14 protein-coding genes are annotated in these 22,418 nt (G+C 67.3%); 12 read left to right on the forward strand and 2 right to left on the reverse strand.

The window, feature by feature from the left end; all coding sequences use genetic code 11:
• Position 1 precedes the first annotated feature (1 nt).
• Together ASD37_RS14910 and ASD37_RS14915 are read right to left on the reverse strand one after the other, a co-directional pair.
• On the reverse strand, positions 2-1,612 hold the full coding sequence (locus tag ASD37_RS14910; RefSeq protein WP_156720883.1) for an N-acetylmuramoyl-L-alanine amidase: 1,611 nt from the start codon (positions 1,610-1,612) through the stop codon (positions 2-4).
• 137 nt (positions 1,613-1,749) lie between these two features.
• On the reverse strand, positions 1,750-2,625 hold the full coding sequence (locus ASD37_RS14915) for a hypothetical protein (RefSeq protein ID WP_056552139.1): 876 nt from the start codon (positions 2,623-2,625) through the stop codon (positions 1,750-1,752).
• Between the two features lie 181 nt (positions 2,626-2,806).
• Between ASD37_RS14915 and glf the strand changes: the two genes are divergently transcribed.
• From glf to ASD37_RS14975, 12 genes are all read left to right on the forward strand, one after another.
• The gene (glf, locus tag ASD37_RS14920) at positions 2,807-4,045 is read left to right on the forward strand and encodes a UDP-galactopyranose mutase (RefSeq protein WP_056552143.1); all 1,239 of its coding nucleotides are present in this window, start codon (positions 2,807-2,809) and stop codon (positions 4,043-4,045) included.
• Positions 4,046-4,047: 2 nt separating this feature from the next.
• The gene (locus ASD37_RS14925; RefSeq protein ID WP_056552146.1) at positions 4,048-6,000 is read left to right on the forward strand and encodes a glycosyltransferase; all 1,953 of its coding nucleotides are present in this window, start codon (positions 4,048-4,050) and stop codon (positions 5,998-6,000) included.
• Complete coding sequence (locus ASD37_RS14930; RefSeq protein ID WP_056552149.1) at positions 5,997-6,527, forward strand: phosphatase PAP2 family protein; 531 nt, start codon at positions 5,997-5,999, stop codon at positions 6,525-6,527. Before ASD37_RS14925 ends, ASD37_RS14930 begins: the two co-directional genes overlap by 4 nt.
• Positions 6,524-7,438 carry a decaprenyl-phosphate phosphoribosyltransferase gene (locus ASD37_RS14935; protein ID WP_056552151.1) on the forward strand — a complete coding sequence of 305 codons (915 nt, stop codon included), beginning with the start codon at positions 6,524-6,526 and terminating at the stop codon, positions 7,436-7,438. Before ASD37_RS14930 ends, ASD37_RS14935 begins: the two co-directional genes overlap by 4 nt.
• A 10-nt stretch (positions 7,439-7,448) precedes the next feature.
• Entirely contained in the window at positions 7,449-9,440 is a 1,992-nt protein-coding gene (gene zomB / locus ASD37_RS14940) for a flagellar motor control protein ZomB (RefSeq protein ID WP_082570146.1), read from the forward strand.
• Between the two features lie 229 nt (positions 9,441-9,669).
• The gene (locus ASD37_RS14945) at positions 9,670-10,665 is read left to right on the forward strand and encodes an esterase family protein (protein ID WP_056552154.1); all 996 of its coding nucleotides are present in this window, start codon (positions 9,670-9,672) and stop codon (positions 10,663-10,665) included.
• Positions 10,666-10,795: 130 nt separating this feature from the next.
• Entirely contained in the window at positions 10,796-11,686 is an 891-nt protein-coding gene (locus tag ASD37_RS14950) for an alpha/beta hydrolase-fold protein (RefSeq protein ID WP_056553379.1), read from the forward strand.
• 139 nt (positions 11,687-11,825) lie between these two features.
• Entirely contained in the window at positions 11,826-12,218 is a 393-nt protein-coding gene (locus tag ASD37_RS14955) for a hypothetical protein (protein WP_056553381.1), read from the forward strand.
• Between the two features lie 16 nt (positions 12,219-12,234).
• Positions 12,235-13,248 carry a cutinase family protein gene (locus ASD37_RS14960; RefSeq protein WP_056552157.1) on the forward strand — a complete coding sequence of 338 codons (1,014 nt, stop codon included), beginning with the start codon at positions 12,235-12,237 and terminating at the stop codon, positions 13,246-13,248.
• A gap of 192 nt (positions 13,249-13,440) precedes the next feature.
• Positions 13,441-15,330 carry a long-chain-fatty-acid--AMP ligase FadD32 gene (fadD32, locus tag ASD37_RS14965; RefSeq protein ID WP_056552161.1) on the forward strand — a complete coding sequence of 630 codons (1,890 nt, stop codon included), beginning with the start codon at positions 13,441-13,443 and terminating at the stop codon, positions 15,328-15,330.
• A 51-nt stretch (positions 15,331-15,381) separates the two neighbouring features.
• Complete coding sequence (gene pks13, locus ASD37_RS14970; protein WP_156720885.1) at positions 15,382-20,751, forward strand: polyketide synthase Pks13; 5,370 nt, start codon at positions 15,382-15,384, stop codon at positions 20,749-20,751.
• Positions 20,748-22,328 carry an acyl-CoA carboxylase subunit beta gene (locus ASD37_RS14975; RefSeq protein WP_056552167.1) on the forward strand — a complete coding sequence of 527 codons (1,581 nt, stop codon included), beginning with the start codon at positions 20,748-20,750 and terminating at the stop codon, positions 22,326-22,328. Before pks13 ends, ASD37_RS14975 begins: the two co-directional genes overlap by 4 nt.
• Positions 22,329-22,418 lie beyond the last annotated feature (90 nt).

Raw genomic sequence — 22,418 nt, forward strand, 5'->3', positions numbered from 1 at the left:
CTCAGGCCTTGTTGCCGATGGGGGTGAAGCGCTCCAGTTGGACGGGCGCCTCACCCTGGTCGAGGGGGATGTTCAACTCGACGCCGTCGATGACGCGGATGACGGTGCCGTTCTCGCGGTCGAAGTTCAAGGTGCCGTGCTGGAAGTTCTGCACGATCCACTGGGGTTCCTGGATTTCGCCGCTGGTCGGCAGTCCCAGTGCCCCGCGTTCGAAGCCCAGCTTGCCCCACGCCTCGTAGATGGAGCCGGTGACGGGTTCGGCGCCGCTGTCGGGCGACCAGTACAGCGCACCCCTGTCGAAGGTCACGTAGCGCGACGCGCCGTCGCCTGGCGTTTCCGGTGTCTGCGGGGCGCCGAGCGGGCTGGCTTCGCCGCCCATTGCCGCCCACTTTCCGAAGATCGCCCCGCCGCGCAGGGTGTCGGCGAGGTCGCGTGGCCCGATGGGGGTGTTGAAGTGGGCGGCGGTGTCCCGCAGCAGCGGCATGGCCGCGTAGGCGGCGTTCCCAGGGCAGTCGGTGTTGCCGACGTCGCGGTGGGTGAAGATCGTGGGCAGGGTGACGGCGGTGCCCCGTGGGAACTTGGTGAACGATCCGCCTGCCGAGGTGAGGACGACGCTTCCCAGCGGGTCGACGTGGTCGAGGCCGAGGCGCCAACCGAGAAGTCGGCCGGTGGTGCGCAGCTGGATGGGTGTCGGCGGGACCAGGTCGAAGTTCCCGAGCATCGCCACGCCCCAGGTGTCGGTGTTGAAGCCGCCGGTGTGGGCGCCCTCGACGGGGCGGTCCATTCCGCCTGCCCGGCCCTCGAACACCTGGCCGTACTTGTCGACCATGGCGTTGTAGGCGATGTCGCACCAGCCGAGCGTGCGGGTGTGATATTCGAAGATGGAGCGGACGATGCCGGCTGAATCCTCGGGGGTGTAGTCGTTGCTGCCTGCGGTGTGGTGGACGATGCCCGCGCGAACTCCGCTGTCGTACACCGTGTTTCCGCAGACTTCCGACTCGTTGGCTCCCCACTGGGCGCGGCCGATGACGGCGGGTGGCACTCCGGGCGGCGTCGCTGCCTCCGGCGGCAGCGACGAGATGTCCACGGGTGCCTGCGGCGGACTGATCAACACGGCCTTGAGGTCTTGGCTGAGTGGCCGTTCGACGTTGACGGGGACGTATCCGAGGCCCGGTCCCCGTGGTGCCGGAACGACGGCCGGTGGGGGAGGCGTGGCGCGGTTGACGGCGATCTGGACGTCGGTGGTGTGGCCGACGAAGACCGGTTCGGTGCCGCGCACCAGTCCGCCGTCGGGGCCGACGCCCTCGAGGGTCTCGGCTTCGTACCAGGGTCCCCAGGAGCCGTCGGCCTTCTTGGCGCGCACGCGGGCCGACGTTCCGGTGAGGTCGTCGGCGGTGAGCGCGACCATGGCGAACGGGGTGTCCTGGTGCAGTTCGCGGACGGTTTCGCCGCCGCCGACGCCGTCCAGGGGACGTTCGACGATCAGGGGTGTGGTGGCCAGTGGCGCCTTGGCGGGTTCACCGGGCAGTCCGAACATGGCCAGCGGCATCATGACTGCGGTCGCTGCAACGGCAGAGAACAGCAGCGACGGCAATTGGCGACGACACGGCACGGACCGATGTTACGTATGTGTCAGGTGTTACCAGTGTTTCGACACGGCGTGCTCGTGGGTACATCTCGCGCGCAACGACACCGCAGAGCTCCCCGGGAGGTCCCGGTGGCTTCTGCGGTGCCGTTTCGTCGAAGGAACTAGGCGGCGGGAAGTGCCGCCGGTGCTGCCGCCGCGGCGGGGATGGCCGCCGCCGCGCTCTTCTGGATGGCTCCGGTGATCATGGGCATCACCATGCCCTTGAGCAGGTCGATCGCCTGTCCGGCGCCAAGGGAGTCCGCGGCGCTGTTGATGTCACCGAGCAACCCTCCGCCTCCACTGCTGGCCGCGGGAACGCCGAGGCCGAGCGACGGATCGCCACCGAGGATCGGGTAGGTGCCCGAGGTCGGATCGAGGCCGGCGATCGGAACTTCGCCTGCGCCGGGGACGCCGAGGCCAAGGCCGGTGTTGGCCACTGGCGTGGTCAACCCTGGCGTGGTCAGCGCGGGATTCGTCAGACCGGCATCGGTCAACCCCGGCGTCGTGAGTCCCGGGGTGGTGAGACCGGGGGTGGTCAGACCGGGGGTCGTCAGACCCGGGGTGGTGAGACCGGGGGTCGTCAGGCCGGGAGTCGTGAGCCCAGGCGTGGTGAGGCCGGGTGCCGTGAGGCCGGGCGCGGTCAGGCCGGGCGCGGTCAGGCCGGGTGCCGTGAGACCAGGTGCGGTGAGACCAGGCGCCGTCAGGCCGGGCGCGGTGAGCCCTGGGCTGGTCAGCGTCGCCGCCGAAGGTGCGCCGCCGCCCATGATGCCGCTCGGCAGGTTGACGCCGAACTGGGAGAGTCCCTGGGACAAGGCCCCGAGCAGCTCGTTGGGCAGGTCGGTGACGAGCGCTGCCTGGACGAACTCGCGGTGCTGTGGCGCTGCGGCGTTTGTGGTGGACATGTCGGACAATGCGACAACTGCAACTGGACTTGCAACGGCCAGGGCGGCGACTGCGCTCATGGCTGTCGAGAGCTTGCGTCGACGACGGTTAGGCACGGAAGTCTCCTCATAAATGGACTGCGAACGTTCTTATGGAACGCGTTCGATGGTACGGCTGTGACTGGTGTGTCTAGAGTGACGATGCGCAATCGTGAGCGAATTGCGACCTACCGTGGCTACGCGACCGGCCGAGCACGCATTCGGGTCACGACGCATACGTCGGATACCCTTGCTGCCGATGACAGCTCCTACCTCCCGGGTCGCTGCGCCCCAGCCCACCGGCAGCTTTGACCTCATAATCGTCGGCTCCGGCTTCTTCGGTCTGACGATCGCCGAACGCGTGGCCACCCAACTCGACAAGCGCGTTCTCGTGCTCGACCGACGGCCACACATCGGCGGCAACGCCTACTCGGAGCCCGAGCCGCAGACCGGCATCGAGATCCACAAGTACGGCGCCCACCTCTTCCACACCTCCAACCAGCGGGTGTGGGACTACGTGCGGCAGTTCACCGAATTCACGGGCTACCAGCACCGCGTCTACGCCATGCACGCCGGCCAGTCCTACCAATTCCCGATGGGACTCGGCCTGGTGTCGCAGTTCTTCGGCAAGTACTTCACCCCTGACGAGGCCCGCGCGCTGATCGCCGAACAGGCCGCAGAATTCGACAGCAAGACCGCGCAGAACTTCGAGCAGAAGGCGATCAGCCTGATCGGGCGCCCGCTCTACGAGGCGTTCGTGAAGCACTACACGGCCAAGCAGTGGGAAACCGATCCGACGAACCTGCCGGCAAGCAACATCACCCGGCTGCCGGTGCGGTACACGTTCGACAACCGCTACTTCAACGACACGTACGAGGGCTTACCGGTCGACGGCTACACCGCGTGGCTGGAGAACATGGCCGCCGACGACCGGATCGACGTCCGGCTGGACACCGACTGGTTCGACGTCCGCGACGAGCTCCGCGCGGCCAACCCCGACGCCCCCGTCGTCTACACCGGTCCGCTCGACCGTTACTTCGACTACTCGGCCGGTCGCCTCGGTTGGCGCACGCTCGACTTCGAGACCGACGTCCTCGACACCGGTGACTTTCAGGGCACGCCCGTCATGAACTACAACGACGCCGACGTGCCGTATACCCGGATCCACGAGTTCCGGCACTTCCACCCCGAGCGGGCCTACCCGACCGACAAGACCGTGATCATGCGTGAATACGGCCGGTTCGCCAAGGACGACGACGAGCCCTACTACCCGATCAACACCCCCGAGGACCGGGCGATGGTCACGGCCTACCGAGAGCTGGCCCGCGCCGAGACCGCGTCGGGCAAGGTGCTGTTCGGCGGACGGCTCGGCACCTACCAGTACCTCGACATGCACATGGCAATCGCCAGCGCGCTGAACATGTACGACAACACGCTGGCGCCGCACCTGCGCGACGGCGGTGCGTTGTCGACCGCAGATGATCAAGAAAGCAGCTGAGCATGAATGACACCCCGTCGGGCGCGCTCGACACCGGACAGTCCAAGGCGGTCAGCCTGCTGTCCCGCATCATCTTGCCCCGCCCCGGTGAACCGCTGGACGTGCGCAAGCTCTACATCGAAGAGTCGAGCACCAACGCGCGTCGCGCGCACGCCCGCACGCGCACCACGCTCGAGATCGGCACGGAGTCCGAAGTGTCGTTCGCGACCTACTTCAACGCCTTCCCCGCCAGCTATTGGCGACGGTGGTCGATCCTCGAATCGGTGGTGCTGCGCGTCGAACTGACCGGCAGCGCCCGGGTCGACGTCTACCGCTCCAAGGCCACCGGAGCTCGAATCACGGTGGGCGGCAGCGCCGTTTCGAGCGTCGACGCCGACACCAGTGCTGTCGCCGAGTTCGAGATCGGACTGGACGCCTTCGAAGACGGTGGCTGGATCTGGTTCGACATCACCACCGACAGCAACGTGACTGTGCACAGCGCAGGGTGGTACGCGCCGCAACCCGCGCCAAGCCGGGCCAACGTCGCCATCGGCATCCCCACCTTCAACCGCCCGTCGGACTGCGTCAGCGCACTGGCGACCCTGACGTCGGATCCTCTGGTCGACGAGGTCATCTCGGCCGTCATCGTCACCGACCAGGGCACCAACAAGGCCGTCGACCATCCCGGTTTCGCCGAAGCGGCTGCGGCCCTTGGCGACCGGCTGCGGATTCACGACCAGCCCAACCTCGGCGGTTCCGGCGGATACAGCCGGGTGATGTACGAGGCGCTGAAGAACACCGACTGTGAACAGATCCTGTTCATGGACGACGACATCCGCATCGAGCCCGACTCGATCCTGCGGGCGCTCGCGTTCAACCGCTTCTCGAAGGTCCCGACGCTCGTCGGCGGTCAGATGCTCAACCTGCAGGAGCCGTCGCACCTGCACGTCATGGGCGAGATGGTCGGCCAGGCGGACTTCATGTGGACCAACGCCGTGAACACGGAGTACGACCACAACTTCGCGAAGTACCCGCTTGCCGCGGAAGAGGAGTACCGCAGCAAGCTCCTGCACCGCCGCATCGACGTCGACTTCAACGGCTGGTGGATGTGCATGATCCCGCGGTCGGTCGCGGAGGAACTCGGCCAGCCGCTGCCCCTGTTCATCAAGTGGGACGACTGCGAATACGGCCTGCGCGCAGGCGAACACGGCTACCCCACGGTGACGTTGCCTGGCGCGGCCATCTGGCACATGGCGTGGAGTGACAAGGACGACGCCATCGACTGGCAGGCGTACTTCCACCTGCGCAACCGGTTGGTGGTGGCGGCCATGCACTGGGACGGCAGCATCGGCGGCCTCGTCGCCAGCCACCTTAGGGCCACTATCAAACACCTTCTGTGCCTTGAGTATTCGACGGTCGCGATTCAGAACAAGGCGATGGACGACTTCCTGGCCGGCCCCGACCACATCTTCTCCATCCTGGAGTCGGCACTGCCCGCGGTGCGCAAGATGCGCACCGAGTTCCCCGACGCCGTGGTGCTGCCGAGCGCCACCTCGCTGCCGACGCCGTCGGACAAGCGGTGGCGCAAGAAGGTTCAGATTCCCGTCAGCCCGGTCGCGATCGCGGTGCGGCTGACGCGCGGCGTGCTCCACCAGCTCAAGGCCCACGACCCGCAGCACCACGTCCGGCCCCAGATCAACGTCGCCACGCAGGACGCGCGCTGGTTCTCGCTGTCGCGCGTCGACGGCGTCACCGTCACCACCGCCGACGGCAGCGGCGTCGTGTACCGCCAGCGCGACCGGGCGAAGATGTTCGACCTGCTCCGCGAATCCCTGAAGCGGCAAGGACTCTTGCTCCGCAAGTTCAACAGGATGCGCAAGGTGTACCGCGGCGCGCTGCCCGAGCTGACCAGCACGCAGAAGTGGGAGACGGTGTTGTTGCCCGCTGCGAAGGCTCCCGCGGAAGTGTCCCGGTGACCGACACCCTGCGGGGCGAGGATGCGGCGCTGGTCGCCGTGCAGTCGACCCTCGCCGGACGCCCCGGCGTCCTCCCGGGAGCCCGCGCCCTTTCGCATTTCGGCGAGCACAGTGCGGGCTGGATCGGGGTGGCCGTCCTCGGGGCGCTGCTGCAGCCGAAGCGTCGGCAAGCCTGGCTGACGGCCGGGGTCGGCGCGTTCCTCGCCCACGCCGCCGCGGTCGTCATCAAGAGGGTGGTCAAGCGGGAGCGTCCGCACCACCCGTCGATCGCCGTCAACGTCTCGACGCCGAGTCGCCTGAGTTTCCCGTCGGCCCACGCCACGTCGACCACCGCCGCGGCGATCTTGTTGGCCAGGGCCTCGGGGGTTCGGCTGCCCTTGCTGGTGGTGCCGCCGATGGCGGTGTCCCGCTTGGTACTTGGCGTGCACTATCCGACTGACGTGCTCACTGGAGTGGCAGTCGGCGCGGTCGTCGCCAAGGCGGTCGGCGCGGTTGCAGACCGGAAGGAAACAGGTGAGCGCGCATGAGTGAGGAAGCTCCCCCGGTGGCAGGCCCGCCAAAGAGCCTCGCCGCCGGGCTGGTCAAGGCTGTTCGGCCACGCCAATGGGTGAAGAACCTGCTGGTGCTCGCGGCTCCGGTGGCAGCGCTGGGTCGCGACGTCCGATTCGGCTTCGACGACGGCGTTCACGTCCTGATTGCGTTCGTGGCGTTCAGCCTCGCGGCGTCGTGCGTCTACCTGGTCAACGATGCCCGCGACGTCGAGGCCGACCGCGCGCACCCCACCAAGCGCAACCGCCCCATCGCCGCAGGCGTGGTACCCGTCCCACTGGCGTACGGCTTGGCGGTGGCGCTGGGCCTCGTCTCCATGGCGCTGTCCTGGTACGTCTCGCCGAACCTGGCATTGGTGATGGGCATCTACATCGCCGTGCAGATGGCCTACTGCTTCGGTCTCAAGCACCAGGCCGTGCTCGACATCTGCATCGTGTCGTCGGGCTTCCTCATCCGCGCCATCGCCGGCGGCGTCGCGGCCAACATCCCTCTGTCGCAGTGGTTCCTGCTCGTCATGGCGTTCGGTTCGCTGTTCATGGCGGCGGGCAAGCGCTACGCCGAACTGCAGCTCGCCGAGCGCACCGGCGCCAAGATCCGCAAGTCGCTGGAGCGGTACACCAGCACCTACCTCCGTTTCGTCTGGACGCTGTCGGCGACCGCGGTCGTGCTCTGCTACGGCCTGTGGGCCTTCGAGCGTGACCGCATGGCGGGCGGTTCCCTGTACGCCGTGTCGATGGTCCCGTTCACCATCGCGATCCTGCGCTATGCCGTCGACGTCGACGGCGGCCTCGCCGGCGAGCCGGAGGACATCGCGCTGAGCGACCGGGTGCTTCAGCTGCTTGCCGTGGCATGGATCGGAAGCGTCTGTGCAGCGGCCTACTTCAGCTAAAGGGCCAGACTTGGCGGTCTGGCTGGCGCGCTGGCCGGCCTTCCGCTTCACCCCCACGGTCCGGATCAGCCTCTGGTTCAGCGTCGTGGTGGTCGGGGCCCTGTTCGCGTGGGGCGCCTGGCAGCGTAGGTGGATCGCCGACGACGGCCTGATCGTCCTGCGCACCGTGCGGAACCTGTTGGCGGGCAACGGCCCCGTCTTCAACCAAGGCGAGCGGGTCGAGGCCAACACGTCCACGGTGTGGACCTACCTCGTCACCTTCGCCGCCTGGATCGGCGGCCCACTTCAGCTCGAGTACGTGGTCCTGACTCTGACGTTGGTGCTCAGCGTCGCGGGCATCGTGTTCGTGATGCTCGGCACCGGGCGGCTGTACGCCCCCGGCCTGCGCGGCCGACAGGCCCTTCTCCTGCCCGCCGGGGCAATCGTGTACATCGCGATCCCGCCGGCGCGCGACTTCGCCACCTCCGGGCTCGAAAACGGTTTGGTACTGGCCTATCTGGGACTGCTCTGGTGGCTGATGGTCTGTTGGTCCCAGGCGCCAAGGATCAATCGACCCACCCCAAACGAGCCCGGCGGCAACGCGACCGGTCGGGTCTTCGAGGCGGCGTTGGCGTTCCTCGCGGGACTCAGCGTGCTGATCAGGCCAGAGCTCGCGTTGATCGGCGGCGTCGCCCTGGTGATGATGCTCGTCGCGGCAACGGGTTGGCGTCGGCGGACGCTCGTCGTCGTCGCCGGCGGCCTGCTGCCCGTGCTGTACCAGGTGTTCCGGATGGGTTACTACGGGCTGCTGGTGCCTGGCACCGCCGTCGCGAAGGACGCGTCGGGGTCCAAGTGGTCCCAAGGCTTCGTCTACCTCACCAACTTCAACCATCCGTATCTGCTGTGGATCCCGCTGGTACTGCTTGGCGGCCTTGGCCTGCTGCTGCTCGGGGTCCGAAGCCTGCTGTGGCGCAAGCGCGGACCGGCCAGCCGCACGCGCGGCCGGTGGACGAGCGTGGTCCAAAGTCCCACTGCGGTAGTCGTCTTCATGGCAGGCAGCGGTCTGATCCAAGCGGTCTACTGGGTCCGCCAGGGCGGCGACTTCATGCACGGCCGGGTGTTGCTGACCCCGCTGTTCTGCCTTCTCGCGCCGGTGTCGGTGATCCCCATCGTGCTTCCGTCCGGCATGCGCGCGGTCCAAGGACCCGGCTATCTGCTTGCCGGCGCGTCGTCGGTGTTCTGGTTGGCGATCGTCGGATGGTCGCTGTGGGCGGCGAACTCGCCGGGTCTCGGCAGCGACGCGACCCGGGTGACGTATTCCGGCATCGTCGACGAACGTCGCTTCTACGCCCAGGCGACGGGCCACGCCCACCCGCTGACCGGCGCCGACTACCTCGACTATCCGCGAATGCGCGCCGTCGTGGCTGCCATCGACAACACCCCCGACGGTGCGCTCCTCCTGCCGTCGGGCAACTACGACCAGTGGGACGTGGTGCCCGCGATCCCGCCACCCCTCCCGCCCCCGCCGGTTGGCTCCGCGCCGGTCTTCGTCAGCCAGCGCAGCGGACCCCACACCGTCTTCTTCACCAACCTGGGCATGCTCGGCATGAACGTCGGACTGGACGTCCGGGTGATCGACCAGATCGGGCTGGCCAACCCGTTGGCCGCCCACACCGCACGCATCGACGACGGTCGCATCGGGCACGACAAGAACCTGTTCCCCGATTGGGCGGTCGCCGAGGGGCCGTTCCTTCCGATGCGGCCCTACATTCCGCCCTACCTCGACGAGGATTGGATCGCGCAGGCGAAGGTCGCGCTCACGTGCCCCGAGACCGACGCGATGCTGACGTCGGTGCGGGGTCCGCTGGGGCTCAAGCGGTTCGCCTCGAACGTCGTCAACGCGTGGACGTTCACCAAGTACCGGATCGACCGCGTCCCCCGCTACGAACTGGCCCGATGCGGACTCGAACCGCCGCCACCGAAGGTGCCGCCGTACACCGGGATGCCCGCCACGGGGCCCTGACCCACCCCGGCGTGTAACGGCGCGTCCAGCCACGGCGATACACAGACCGATGTGGATCAGACCGGGACTTCGCCGCGTATTGCCGGTGCTCTCCAGGCCCGGAAATGGTTGAGAGGGTGACCAGGCAAGACATGTGCGAGAGAGAGTTTTCGCTCTCGTGTGTGGTTGACTACAGCGGCACGCAGCGGGTCTGTCGTGCGGCATTCAAACGAAAAGGATTTATACAAGCATGAGTTTCGTAGGGAAGATGGCGCGCCGCGCTGCGGTTGCGGCCCTCGCGGTGGCGACACTGCCCGGACTCGTAGGCGTCGTCGGCGGCTCTGCTACGGCAGGAGCGTTCTCGAGGCCGGGTCTGCCGGTCGAGTACCTGATGGTTCCGTCGGCGAGCATGGGCCGCGACATCAAGGTTCAGTTCCAGAGCGGCGGCGCGAACTCTCCGTCGATTTACCTGCTCGACGGTCTCCGCGCGCAGGACGACTTCAACGGCTGGGACATCAACACCCAGGCCTTCGAGTGGTACGAGGGCTCCGGCCTGTCGGTCGTGATGCCCGTCGGTGGCCAGTCCAGCTTCTACACCAACTGGTACAAGCCGGCCTGCGGCAAGAAGTCCGGCACCTGCCTCACGTACAACTGGGAGACCTTCCTGACTTCCGAGCTGCCCGGGTTCCTGGCGGCCAACAACGGCGTCGACGCGACCCGTACCGCGGCGGTCGGCCTGTCGATGGCTGGTTCGGCGTCGCTGACGCTGGCCATCCACCACCCGCAGCAGTTCCAGTACGCCGGTGCACTCTCGGGCTTCCTGAACCCGTCCGAGGGCTGGTGGCCGGGTCTGATCAACACCGCGATGGGTGACGCCGGCGGCTACAAGGCCGACGACATGTGGGGACCGGCTGAGACCGACCCGGCGTGGAAGTACAACGACCCGATGGTCCCGGCGAACATGGCGACGCTCGTTGCCAACGGCACTCGCGTGTGGATCTACTGCGGTAACGGCACCCCCGGCGGCCTCGGCGGCAACAACCTGCCTGCCAAGTTCCTCGAGGGCCTGACCCTGCGCACCAACAAGCAGTTCCAGACCGACTACCTGGCTGCCGGCGGACGCAACGCCGTGTTCAACTTCCCGGAGAGCGGCACGCACGACTGGCCGTACTGGGGCCAGCAGCTGCAGGCCATGAAGCCGGACATCCAGCGCGTCCTCAGCGCAGTTCCGGCGCCCGCCTCCTAGGCGCTAGCAAAAGCAGATCGACTGGCGGCGGCGATCCCTTCGGGGGTCGCCGCCGCTACTCGTTTACGGCGCGCCCCGTCGCCGTGATGTGGTTCACTACAACGCGAATCAACAGATTGGTGACATGGGTATGAGGCTGCTCTCGACGCTGTTCAAGACGATGTGTGCGCTGACGCTGGCCGTCGGGCTGTGGCTGGCAAGCCCCCACACCGCCAAGGCCGCGGGCGTCGAGTACCTGATGGTCCCGTCGGCGGCGATGGGCCGCGACATCCCGGTCGCCTTTCAGGCCGGTGGTCCGCACGCCGTGTTCCTGTTGGACGCCTTCAACGCCGCCCCGGACACCAGTAACTGGGTGACGGCGGGCAACGCGATGAGCACCCTTGCGGGTACGGGCATCTCCGTTGCCGCGCCCGCAGGCGGTGCCTGGAGCATGTACACGAACTGGGAAGCCGACGGCAGCAAGCAGTGGGACACCTTCCTTTCCCAGGAGCTGCCGGACTGGCTGGCCGCAAACAAGGGTCTGGCCCCGAGCGGGCACGGCGTCGTCGGTGCGGCCCAGGGCGGTTACGCCGCCATGGCGCTCGCCGCGTTCCACCCGGACCGGTTCCGGTACGCGGGCTCGCTCTCGGGCTTCCTGACGCCGTCCCAGACCGCCTACAACGGCGCCATCACCGCCGGTCTCGCCAGCTTCGGCGGGGTCAACACCCAGGCCATGTGGGGTGCCGCTCAGCTCGGTCGCTGGAAGTGGCACGATCCCGACGTTCACGTGAACCTGTTGAACGCCAACAACACTCGGCTGTGGGTGTACAGCCCCGGCACGACCGACTGCAGTGACCCGGCGGCCATGATCGGCGTCTGCGACCAGACTGCAGGCAGCAACCGCACGTTCTACCAGCACTACCGGGCCGTCGGCGGGCACAACGGACACTTCGACTTCCCGACCTCCGGCCAGCACGACTGGGGCAGCTGGGCACCGCAGCTCGCCGCACTGTCGGGCGACCTGTCGGCCGCCATCCGCTAGGTACACCGCCGACGACAGCTGGCAAACGTTTCCCTGGCCCGCTCATTCGAGCCGGTACCTTGGAGGCGTGCATCTAGGCGGACCTCGAACGGCAAGCGCGGCAATGGCCTGCGCGGCGCTCGTGGTCAGTGGTTGCGGCATGGGTGACGACGTCATGGCAACCATGGGAATGCAGCCGGCGGAAACGACCGCCAGCGACAGCAGCGCGCAACCGTTCGCCGCGCCGCCGGCCGTCGAGCCGGGGGAGGACCCCGAGTTGGTGGTCACCCCGACGCAGCAAGAGTTCCTCGACGCCGTGTCCGAAGCCGGCCTGAACCCGTCGAGTGAGCTGTCCGCGCTCAACATCGGCTCCTGCGTGTGCCAGGCGAAGGCGGCCAGGCAGAGCGACCAAGAGGTCTGGGACTTCATCCTGCCGATGGTGCGTGGCGACGTGAGGGATTCCTACGGCGAGCCGGTGGCCCCACCGGCCGGTCAGGTCAACTCCGAGACGTCCGACTACATTCGCATCGCCACCGAAACCCTCTGTCAGTAGGAGACCTCCCCACTTCATGGCTACCAATCGCCAACGCAAGCGTCACCGGCTCCTCGCCCTCGTAGCGGCGGCGTCGGTGGCGGTGCTGGTCGGTCTCGTCGTCGTCGGGCTCTGGATCCTGATGCGGGCGCCCGATTCGCCGCCGAGCGCGACGCCGCCGACGGCTCAACCGTCCCCGGGAATTCCGACGACGCCGGGTTCCAAGCCGCGGCCGGAGTCTCAGGACGCCAGCTGCGCGGATGTGATGGTGCTGTCCATTCCCGGGACCTGGGAGTCGTCGCCGCAGCTCGATCCGGCCAACCCGACACAGTTCCCTATCGCGCTGCTGCTCAACGTCACCAACCCCATTCGGGAGGCGTTCGGCGCGGATCGGGTGGAGACGTACACGGTTCCGTACACCGCCCAGTTCCACAATCCGTTCGCGGCCGACAAGCAGATGTCCTACAACGACAGCCGTGCCGAGGGCACGAAGGCCGCGATCAAGGCGCTGACGGACATGAACAACCGGTGCCCTCTGACGAGTTACGTCATCGTCGGATTCTCGCAGGGTGCGGTGATCGCCGGTGACCTCGCCAGCGACATTGGCAACGGCCGCGGCCCGGTCGACGCCGATCTGGTGCTCGGCGTGACGCTGATCGCGGACGGGCGCCGGGAGCCGGGAGTCGGGCAGGACATCGGCCCCAACCCGCCCGGCCAGGGCGCGGAGATCACGCTGCAGGAAGTGCCGACCCTGTCGGCCCTCGGTCTGACGATGTCGGGTCCGCGGCCAGGCGGATTCGGATCCCTGAACGATCGCACGAACCAGATCTGCGGCACCGGCGACCTGATCTGCTCGGCTCCCGAGGGCGCGTTCTCGATCGTCAACCTGCCCAAGACGCTCGAGGTCCTCAGCGGTGGGGCCGCCGGCCCAGTCCACGCGATGTACAACACGCCGGACTTCTGGGTGCTGGACGGGCAAACCGCGACGCAGTGGACTCAGTCGTGGGCGCGGGGTCTGGTCGACAGCGCACCCCACCCGAAACACGGGTGAGCTGCGCAGGGGGATTTGGCCTCCGCCGCAAGCTCACCTAACATTAAGAGAAAAGTAAGACCACCCGTCCCCTGAAACCCGGCGGGTCGGCTTCAGAGTGGGTCCCAAGGCAAACGCCTACCCACCGATATGATCTTGAGGTTTGGCCTCGGCCGGTTCGCTTCGGCAGGGCAGCGTCGACAGAGGAGTGACATGGGATTCCACAACCCGTTCTTGAAGAACGGCCTGATCAGGTTTCCCGACAGCGGCAACCTGGTCAAGCACGTCGAGAAGTGGGCCAAGGTGCGTGGCGACAACCTCGCCTACCAGTTCATCGACTTCTCCACCGAGCGCGACGGGGTGGCACGCAACCTGGGCTGGCGCGACTTCAGCGCCCGCAACAAGGCGGTCGGGGCCCGGCTTCAGCAGGTAACCCAGCCCGGTGACCGCGTCGCCATCCTCTGCCCGCAGAACCTGGACTACCTCGTCGGCTTCTTCGGCGTCCTCTACGCCGGCCGCATCGCCGTCCCCCTGTTCGACCCGTCCGAGCCCGGCCACGTCGGCCGCTTGCATGCCGTCCTCGACGACTGCCAACCCACCGCGATCCTCACCACCACCGACTCGGCCGAGGGCGTGCGCAAGTTCTTCCGCACCCGGCCCGCCAAGGAGCGGCCCCGCGTCATCGCCGTGGACGCCGTGCCCGACGAGGTCGGCGCCACCTGGGTGCAAGAGGACGTCACCCACGACACCATCGCCTACCTGCAGTACACGTCTGGATCGACCCGCATCCCGACCGGCGTACAGATCACCCACCTCAACCTGGCGACCAACATCGTCCAGGTCATCGAGGGCATCGGCGGCGACGAAGGTGACCGCGGCGTCACCTGGCTGCCGTTCTTCCACGACATGGGTCTGATCACCGCGATGATCCCGCCCGTCGTCGGTCACTACATCACCTTCATGACGCCGGCCGCGTTCGTCCGCAGGCCCGGTCGCTGGATCCGCGAGATGGCCCGCAAGGACGACGACACCGGCAGCGTCATCTCGGTCGCGCCGAACTTCGCCTTCGATCACGCGGCCGCCCGTGGAGTCCCCAAGGACGGCGAACCGCCCCTGGACCTGTCCAACGTCAAGGCGGTCCTCAACGGAAGCGAACCGATCTCCGCGGCCACCGTGCACCGGTTCAACGAGGCGTTCGCGCCGTACGGCTTCAACCCGAAGGCGCTCAAGCCTTCCTACGGGCTGGCCGAGGCCACGCTGTTCGTGTCGACCACCGCCACCGACGAGCCGCCGAAGATCGTCTACGTCGACCGTGAGCAGCTCAACTCCTACCGCTTCGTCGAGGTCGCCGAGGACGCTCCGTCGGCCGTCGCGCAGGCATCCGCCGGCAAGGTGGGCGTGTCCGAGTGGGCCGTCATCGTCGACGCCGAGAGCGCCACCGAACTGCCCGACGGGCAGATCGGCGAGATCTGGATCAGCGGTCAGAACATGGGCACGGGTTACTGGAACAAGCCGGAGGAGACGGCCGCGACGTTCCAGAACACGCTCAAGTCCAGGACCAGCCCCTCGCATGCCGAGGGCGCGGCCGACGACGCCACCTGGGTGCGCACCGGCGACTACGGCGCCTTCTACGAGGGCGACCTCTACATCACCGGTCGCGTCAAGGACCTGGTAATCGTGGACGGACGCAACCACTACCCGCAGGATCTCGAGTACTCGGCGCAGGAGGCCAGCAAGGCGCTGCGCACCGGTTTCGTCGCGGCGTTCTCGGTGCCCGCCAACCAACTGCCCGACGTCGTGTTCGAAAACGCGCACGCCGGCCTGAAGCGCGATCCCAGCGACTCCTCCGAGCAACTCGTCATCGTCGCCGAGCGCGCCGCAGGCGCCAACAAGATGGACTTGGAGCCGGTCGCCGACGAGATCCGGGCCGCCATCGCGGTCCGGCACGGCGTGACGGTGCGTGACGTGCTGCTGACGCCCGCCGGTGCGATTCCCCGTACCTCGAGCGGCAAGATCGGGCGGCGGGCCTGCCGGGCCGGCTACCTCGACGGCAGCCTGCGCAACGGCAAGATCGCCAACGACTTCCCCGATCAGACGGATTAACGCGCTCCGTCGGTCAACCCAGGCCGCACCTCGGCGAAAGTGACTGTGAATATGACTGAATCCGAAGACAATTCGCCATCGCCCGCCGGGGACGGTTCGTCGGCGAAGCCGGCTCGTACCGACAAGACGGTCGCCGAACTGCGCGAGTTCCTGCGCAACTGGATCGCCGACGCCACCGGGCAGTCCGCCGACGGCATCGACGAGGCCGCGCCGATGGTCGAACTGGGCCTGTCGTCGCGCGACGCGGTGTCGCTGGCCAGTGACATCGAAGACCTGACCGGTGTGACGTTGACGGCTACCGTGCTGTTCCGGAACCCCACGATCGAGTCGCTGGCTACGGTCATCGTCGAGGGTGATCCCGAGGACGAAGCTCTCGTCGACGAGGACTACGACTGGTCGCGGACCAAAGAGCTGGACGACATTGCGATCGTCGGCATCGGCACCCGGTTCCCCGGTGACCTGAACACCCCCGACGAGATGTGGTCGGCGCTGCTCGAGGGCAAGGATTCCAGCTCCGAACTGCCTGCTGGCCGGTGGGAGGAGTTCCTCTCCGAACCGAGGATCGCCGAGCGTGTCGCCAAGGCGCACACCCGCGGTGGCTACCTGTCCGACATCAAGGGCTTCGACTCCGAATTCTTCGCGCTGTCGAAGATGGAGGCCGACAACATCGATCCGCAGCAGCGGATGGCCCTCGAGCTCACCTGGGAAGCGTTGGAGCACGCCAGGATTCCGGCGTCCAGCCTGCGCGGTGAGAGCGTCGGCGTCTACGTCGGCAGCTCGAACAACGACTACACGTTCCTGAGCATCGCCGATCCCACCGCCGCTCACCCGTACGCCATCACCGGTACCGCCAGCTCGATCGTCGCGAACCGGGTGTCGTACTTCTACGACTTCCGTGGTCCGTCGATGTCCATCGACACCGCGTGCTCGTCGTCGTTGGTCGCCGTGCACGAGGGTGTCAAGGCCCTGCGCGCCGGTGACGTCGACGTGGTGGTCGCAGGTGGCGTCAACGCGATGATCACCCCGATGGTCACCCTCGGCTTCGACGAGGTCGGCGGTGTGCTCGCGCCGGACGGTCGATGCAAGTCGTTCTCGCAGGACGCCAACGGTTACGCCCGCTCCGAGGGCGGCGGCATGCTGGTGCTCAAGCGCGTCGCCGACGCCCGCCGCGACGGTGACGACATCATCGCGGTGATCGCCGGCAGCGCGGTCAACCACGACGGCCGGTCCAACGGACTGTTGGCGCCGAACCCGGACGCCCAGGCCGACGTGCTGCGCAAGGCTTACAAGGACGCGGGCATCGACCCCCGCACGGTCGACTACGTCGAAGCGCACGGGACGGGCACCATCCTCGGTGACCCAATCGAGGCGGACGCGCTGGGCCGCGTGGTCGGCAAGGGCCGCGTCGCCGACAAGCCCGCCCTGCTGGGTGCGGTGAAATCGAATCTGGGACACCTGGAGTCGGCCGCGGGCGCAGCGAGCCTGGCCAAGGTGGCGCTGTCGCTGCGCAATGACAAGCTGCCGCCGTCGATCAACTACGCCGGCCCCAACCCGTACATCGACTTCGACAAGATCAACATCAAGGTCAACGACACCGTGACCGACTGGCCGCGGTACAGCGGTCACGCGATCGCCGGCGTCTCGGGCTTCGGCTTCGGTGGCGCCAACGCGCACCTGGTGCTGCGCGAAGTGCTGCCGTCCGACCTCGTCGAGCCCGAGCCCGCGGCGGAACCCGTTGCGGCGCAGCCGAAGGCAGACGCCAACGCGGTGTTCGTCGGCGGTGTGCGGGTCGACGAGTACGGCGACATCCTGGACGACGACGACGACGGACTCGACGTTCCTGCTGCCGCCGCTGATGCCGAGCCAGAACTCCCCGGCCTCACCGACGAGGCGCTTCGGTTGATCGAAGCCGCCCGCGAGGAGCTCGACGCCGCTGAACCAACGGCACCGATCGTGCCGCTTGCGGTTTCGGGATTCCTGACGTCACGCAAGCGGTCCACCGCCGCCGAGCTGGCCGACTGGATTGACGGTGCGGAAGGTCGCGCGTCGTCGCTCGAATCGATCGGCCGGTCGCTGTCGCGCCGCAACCACGGGCGTTCGCGCGCAGTGGTTCTCGCCCACGACCACGATGAGGCAGTCAAGGGACTGCGCGCGCTGGCCGAGGGCAAGCAATCGCCGCTGGTGCTCGCCGCCGACGGCCCCGCCACCAGCGGGCCCGTCTGGGTGCTCGCCGGATTCGGCGCTCAGCACCGCAAGATGGGCAAGAGCCTCTACCTCCGCGACGAGATCTTCGCCGAGTGGATCAACAAGGTCGACGCGCTGATCCAGGACGAGCGCGGCTACTCGATCGTCGAGCTAATCCTCGACGACGCGATCGATTACACCGACGAGACCTGCGATTACCCCATCGAAGTGGTTCAGACGGTCATCTTCGCCATCCAGGTCGCTCTGGGCGAGCTGCTGAAGGCGCACGGCGCGAAACCCGGTGCGCTGGTGGGGCAGTCGCTCGGTGAGGCGGCCGCGGCCTACTTCTCCGGTGGTCTGTCGCTGCAGGACGCCACCCGCACCATCTGCTCGCGCGCCCACCTGATGGGCGAGGGCGAGTCGATGCTGTTCGGCGAGTACATCCGCCTGATGGCGCTCGTCGAGTACTCCGCCGACGAGATCAAGACGGTGTTCTCCGATTACCCCGACCTCGAGGTGTGCGTGTACGCGGCGCCGACGCAGACCGTGATCGGCGGACCGCCCGAGCAGATCGACGCGATCATTGCCAGGGCGGAGTCCGAGGGCAAGTTCGCCCGAAAGTTCCAGACCAAGGGCGCCAGCCACACCCAACAGATGGACCCGCTGCTTGGTGAGCTCTCGGCGGAGATCACGGGCATCGAGCCGCATCCGCTGGAGACGGCGTACTACTCCACCGTCCACGAGGGTCAGCTGATCCGTGCCGGTGCAGAGCCCATCCACGACGTCGACTACTGGAAGAAGGGGCTGCGGCACAGCGTCTACTTCACCCACGGCATCCGCAACGCCGTCGACAACGGGCACACCACGTTCCTCGAGCTAGCGCCAAACCCGGTGGCGCTCATGCAGGTTGGGCTGACGACGGCGTCGGCCGGCCTGCATGACGGGCAGCTGATCGCGACGCTCGCCCGCAAGCAGGACGAGGTCGACTCCATGACCTCGGCCATGGCGCAGCTGTTTACCTACGGCCATGATCTGGACTTCCGCACTTTGTTCTCTCGGGGTTCCACCCCGGCCGACTATGCCGACATCCCGCCGACGCGGTTCAAGCGCAAGCCGCATTGGCTCGACGTCCGGTTCACCGGCGACAGCTCCAACCTGATGCCGGGCAACCACGTCGCCATGCCCGACGGTCGCCACGTGTGGGAGTACTCCCCGCGGGCGACTACCGACCTTGCTGCATTGGTGAAATCTGCTGCAGCGCAGGTGCTTCCGGATGCCAAGCTGACGGCCTACGAGCAGCGCGCGGTACCCGCGGATGACGCGCGGCTGGTGACGACCCTGACCCGTCATCCCGGTGGTGCGACCGTGCAGGTGCACGCTCGCTTCGACAACGGGACCGAGTCGTCGTTCGCCCTCGTCTACGACGCGATCGTGACGCGCGCCGGTCAGGCGACCGCGTTGCCGACCGCCGTCGGCGCCGCGGTGTCCGAGGTGGCCGTGTCCGCGCAAGTCCCGGTCGAGGACGAGCCCGAGGACGACGCCGCGATCCTGCAGGACAACCTCACTGCCGGAGCAGGTTTGGCGGCCGGCTTCGCCAAGTGGTCACCCGAGTCGGGGGAGTCGATCTCCGAGCGGTTGGGCACCATCGTCGGCAGCGCCATGGGCTACGAGCCCGAGGACCTGCCGTGGGAGGTCCCGCTCATCGAGCTGGGTCTCGACTCGTTGATGGCGGTTCGGATCAAGAACCGCGTCGAGTATGACTTCGACCTGCCGCCAATCCAGTTGACCGCGGTGCGCGACGCCAACCTGTATGCCGTCGAGAAGCTCATCGAATACGCGATCGAGCACCGGGACGAGGTGGGTCAGCTCGCCGAAGTGCAGAAGACTCAGACCGACGAGGAGATCGCCGCCGCGCAGGCCGAGCTGATGGGTGGAGCCACCACGGTGGCCGAGCTGGAGGAGATGCTCACCAAGAAGGCCGCCGAGGCCGAAGCGGTGACCGTCACTCCCGAGGCGCCCATCGAAACCGCTGGCATCGTCCCGCCCCCGCCGCCACCACCGACCAATCCGGCCGGACCGGAAAAGTCGCCAAACCTGGCAGGTGCGGCGCAGGTGCTCAACCAGCAGGCGATCTCGGAGGCGTTGAACTCCGACGTGCCACCGCGTGACGCCGCCGAGCGCGTGACGTTCGCGACGTGGGCGATCGTCACCGGCAAGTCGCCCGGCGGCATCTTCAACTCGCTGCGCGACCTGACCGACGAGGAAGCGCAGAAGATGGCGCAACGTCTTTCGGAGCGGGCCGAGGGAACGATCACCGCTGAAGACGTCAAGAAGGCGCAGACCATCGAGGAGTTGTCGTCCACGGTGCGGGAGTTCCTCGAAGCCGGTGAGTTGGACGGTTTCGTCAGGACCATCCGCAAGGCCGAGCACGAGAGCGACGTTCCGGTCTTCGTGTTCCACGCGGCCGGTGGCTCGACGGTGGTCTACGAGCCGCTGCTGAAGCGGCTGCCCGCGGGCGTACCGATGATTGGGCTGGAACGGGTCGAGGGCACCATCGAGGAGCGGGCCGCCCAGTACGTTCCAAAGCTGTTGGAGCTCAACGGCTGGACCGACGGAAAGACCGGCAAGCCGTTCATCCTGGCGGGCTGGTCGCTGGGCGGGGCACTGTCCTACGCCTGCGCGATCGGGCTGAAGGAAGCCGGCGCCGACGTACGGTTCGTCGGCCTGATTGACTGCGTGCGACCGGGTGAACCGATCGACACCTCGACCGAAGGGACCAGGGCCCGCTGGGACCGCTACGCGAAGTTCGCCGAGAAGACGTTCAACGTGCAGATTCCGGCGATCCCCTACGAGGAGCTCGAGAAGCTTGACGACGCCGGTCAGGTGGAGTTCATCCTCAACGCGGTTAAGGACTCCGGCGTGCAGATTCCCGGGGGCATCATCGAGCACCAGCGGACGTCGTACCTGGATCAGCGTGCGCTGGACGTCGCCGACGTCAAGTCGTACGACGGTCACGTCACGCTGTACATGGCCGACCGCTATCACGACGACGCCATCACCTTCGAGCCCGCGTACTCCACGCGCCAGCCCGACGGCGGGTGGGGTGAGTTTGCTTCCGATCTGGAGGTCGTGCACATCGGGGGCGAGCACATTCAGGCGATCGACGAGCCGTACATTGCGAAGGTCGGCGCGCACATGAGTGAGGCGATCAACCGCATCGAGAGCGAGCAGAAGTGACCCAGGAAGCGGCCCCCGTCGCCAGCAGAGCCCACACCACTGCCGAGAAGTTGGCCGAGCTCCGTGAGCGGTTGGAGCTCGCCAAGGATCCGGGTGACGAGAAGGCGAAGGCCCGTCGCGACAAGAAGGGCATTCCAAGCGCCCGCGCGCGGATCTACGAACTGCTCGACCCGGGAAGCTTCCTGGAGATCGGCGCGTTGGCTCGTACCCCCGGTGATCCCAACGCCTTCTACGGCGACGGCGTGGTGACCGGCCACGGCACCATCGACGGTCGCCCGGTTGGAGTGTTCAGCCACGACCAGACGGTGTTCCAGGGCTCGGTCGGTGAGATGTTCGGCCGCAAGGTGGCCAGGCTGATGGAGTGGGTGGCCATGGTCGGCTGCCCGATCATCGGCATCAACGACTCCGGTGGCGCCCGCATCCAGGACGCCGCGACGTCGTTGGCGTGGTACGCCGAGCTGGGCCGGCGGCACGAGATGCTGCGTGGCCTGGTTCCCGAGATTTCGCTCATCTTCGGCAAATGTGCTGGCGGAGCGGTCTATTCGCCGATTCAGACCGATTTGATCGTCGCCGTCCGCGACCAGGGCTACATGTTCATCACCGGGCCCGACGTGATCAAGGACGTCACCGGTGAGGACGTCACCTTCGACGAGCTGGGTGGCGCCGACGTCCAGGCGCAGCGCGGCAACATCCACAAGGTGGTCGAGTCCGAGAGCGCGGCGTACCAGTACGTGCGCGACTACCTCAGCTTCCTGCCGCCCAACCACTTCGACAACGTGCCGATCGTGAACCCCGGGCTGGAGCCCGAGATCACGCCGTCGGACCTGGAACTCGACACGATCGTCCCCGATTCGGACAACCAGGCCTACGACATGCACGAGATCCTGCTGCGAATCTTCGACGACGGCGACGTCTTCGAGATCGCCGAGCAGCGAAGCCCGTCCATGATCACGGCGTTCGCGCGAGTCGACGGCCACCCGGTCGGGGTCATCGCCAACCAGCCGATGGTCAACGCCGGCGCCGTCGGCAACGAAGCCTCCGACAAGGCCGCAGGCTTCATCCGGTTCTGCGACTCGTTCAACCTGCCGCTGGTCTTCGTCGTCGACACCCCGGGCGCCATGCCTGGGCTCGAGGAGGAGAAGGGCGGCATCATCAAGCGCGGTGGCCGGTTCTTCAACGCCATCGTGGAAGCCGACGTGCCGAAGGTGACGTTCGTCATCCGCAAGGCCTACGGCGGCGGGTATGCGGTGATGGGCTCCAAGCAGTTGTCCGCCGACCTGAACTTCGCCTGGCCCACCGCGCGCATTGCGGTGATCGGTGCCGAGGGTGCGGCGCAGTTGCTGGTGAAGCGCTTCCCCGATCCGACCTCGCCCGAGGTGCAGAAGATCCGCGCGGACTTCATCGAGGGTTACAACCTCAACCTCGCGACGCCGTGGATCGCCGCCGAGCGTGGCTACATCGACGGTGTCATCGAGCCGCACGAGACGCGGTTGCTGCTGCGCAAGTCGATGAAGTTGTTGCGGGACAAGCAGAACCGCAACAAGACGCTGCGCAAGCATGGGCTGACGCCGCTCTAATCCGTCGGATTAGCCTGCGCCACTGACGCTTTCAGAGTTATCCACAGGCTGTTCGTTGGGTCTGTTGCGGGTCGGTGTACCCGAGTAGAT

This window comes from Mycobacterium sp. Root135, assembly GCF_001426545.1.
Classification (GTDB): Bacteria; Actinomycetota; Actinomycetes; order Mycobacteriales; family Mycobacteriaceae; genus Mycobacterium.

What these genes read in the sequence shown, in the direction of transcription:
- glf (WP_056552143.1), top strand. Translation starts at nt 2,807, where the DNA reads ATGACAGCTCCTACCTCCCGGGTCGCTGCGCCCCAGCCCACCGGCAGC.
- ASD37_RS14925 (WP_056552146.1), top strand. Translation starts at nt 4,048, where the DNA reads ATGAATGACACCCCGTCGGGCGCGCTCGACACCGGACAGTCCAAGGCG.
- ASD37_RS14935 (WP_056552151.1), top strand. Translation starts at nt 6,524, where the DNA reads ATGAGTGAGGAAGCTCCCCCGGTGGCAGGCCCGCCAAAGAGCCTCGCC.
- ASD37_RS14945 (WP_056552154.1), top strand. Translation starts at nt 9,670, where the DNA reads ATGAGTTTCGTAGGGAAGATGGCGCGCCGCGCTGCGGTTGCGGCCCTC.
- ASD37_RS14950 (WP_056553379.1), top strand. Translation starts at nt 10,796, where the DNA reads ATGAGGCTGCTCTCGACGCTGTTCAAGACGATGTGTGCGCTGACGCTG.
- ASD37_RS14955 (WP_056553381.1), top strand. Translation starts at nt 11,826, where the DNA reads ATGGGTGACGACGTCATGGCAACCATGGGAATGCAGCCGGCGGAAACG.
- ASD37_RS14960 (WP_056552157.1), top strand. Translation starts at nt 12,235, where the DNA reads ATGGCTACCAATCGCCAACGCAAGCGTCACCGGCTCCTCGCCCTCGTA.
- fadD32 (WP_056552161.1), top strand. Translation starts at nt 13,441, where the DNA reads ATGGGATTCCACAACCCGTTCTTGAAGAACGGCCTGATCAGGTTTCCC.
- pks13 (WP_156720885.1), top strand. Translation starts at nt 15,382, where the DNA reads ATGACTGAATCCGAAGACAATTCGCCATCGCCCGCCGGGGACGGTTCG.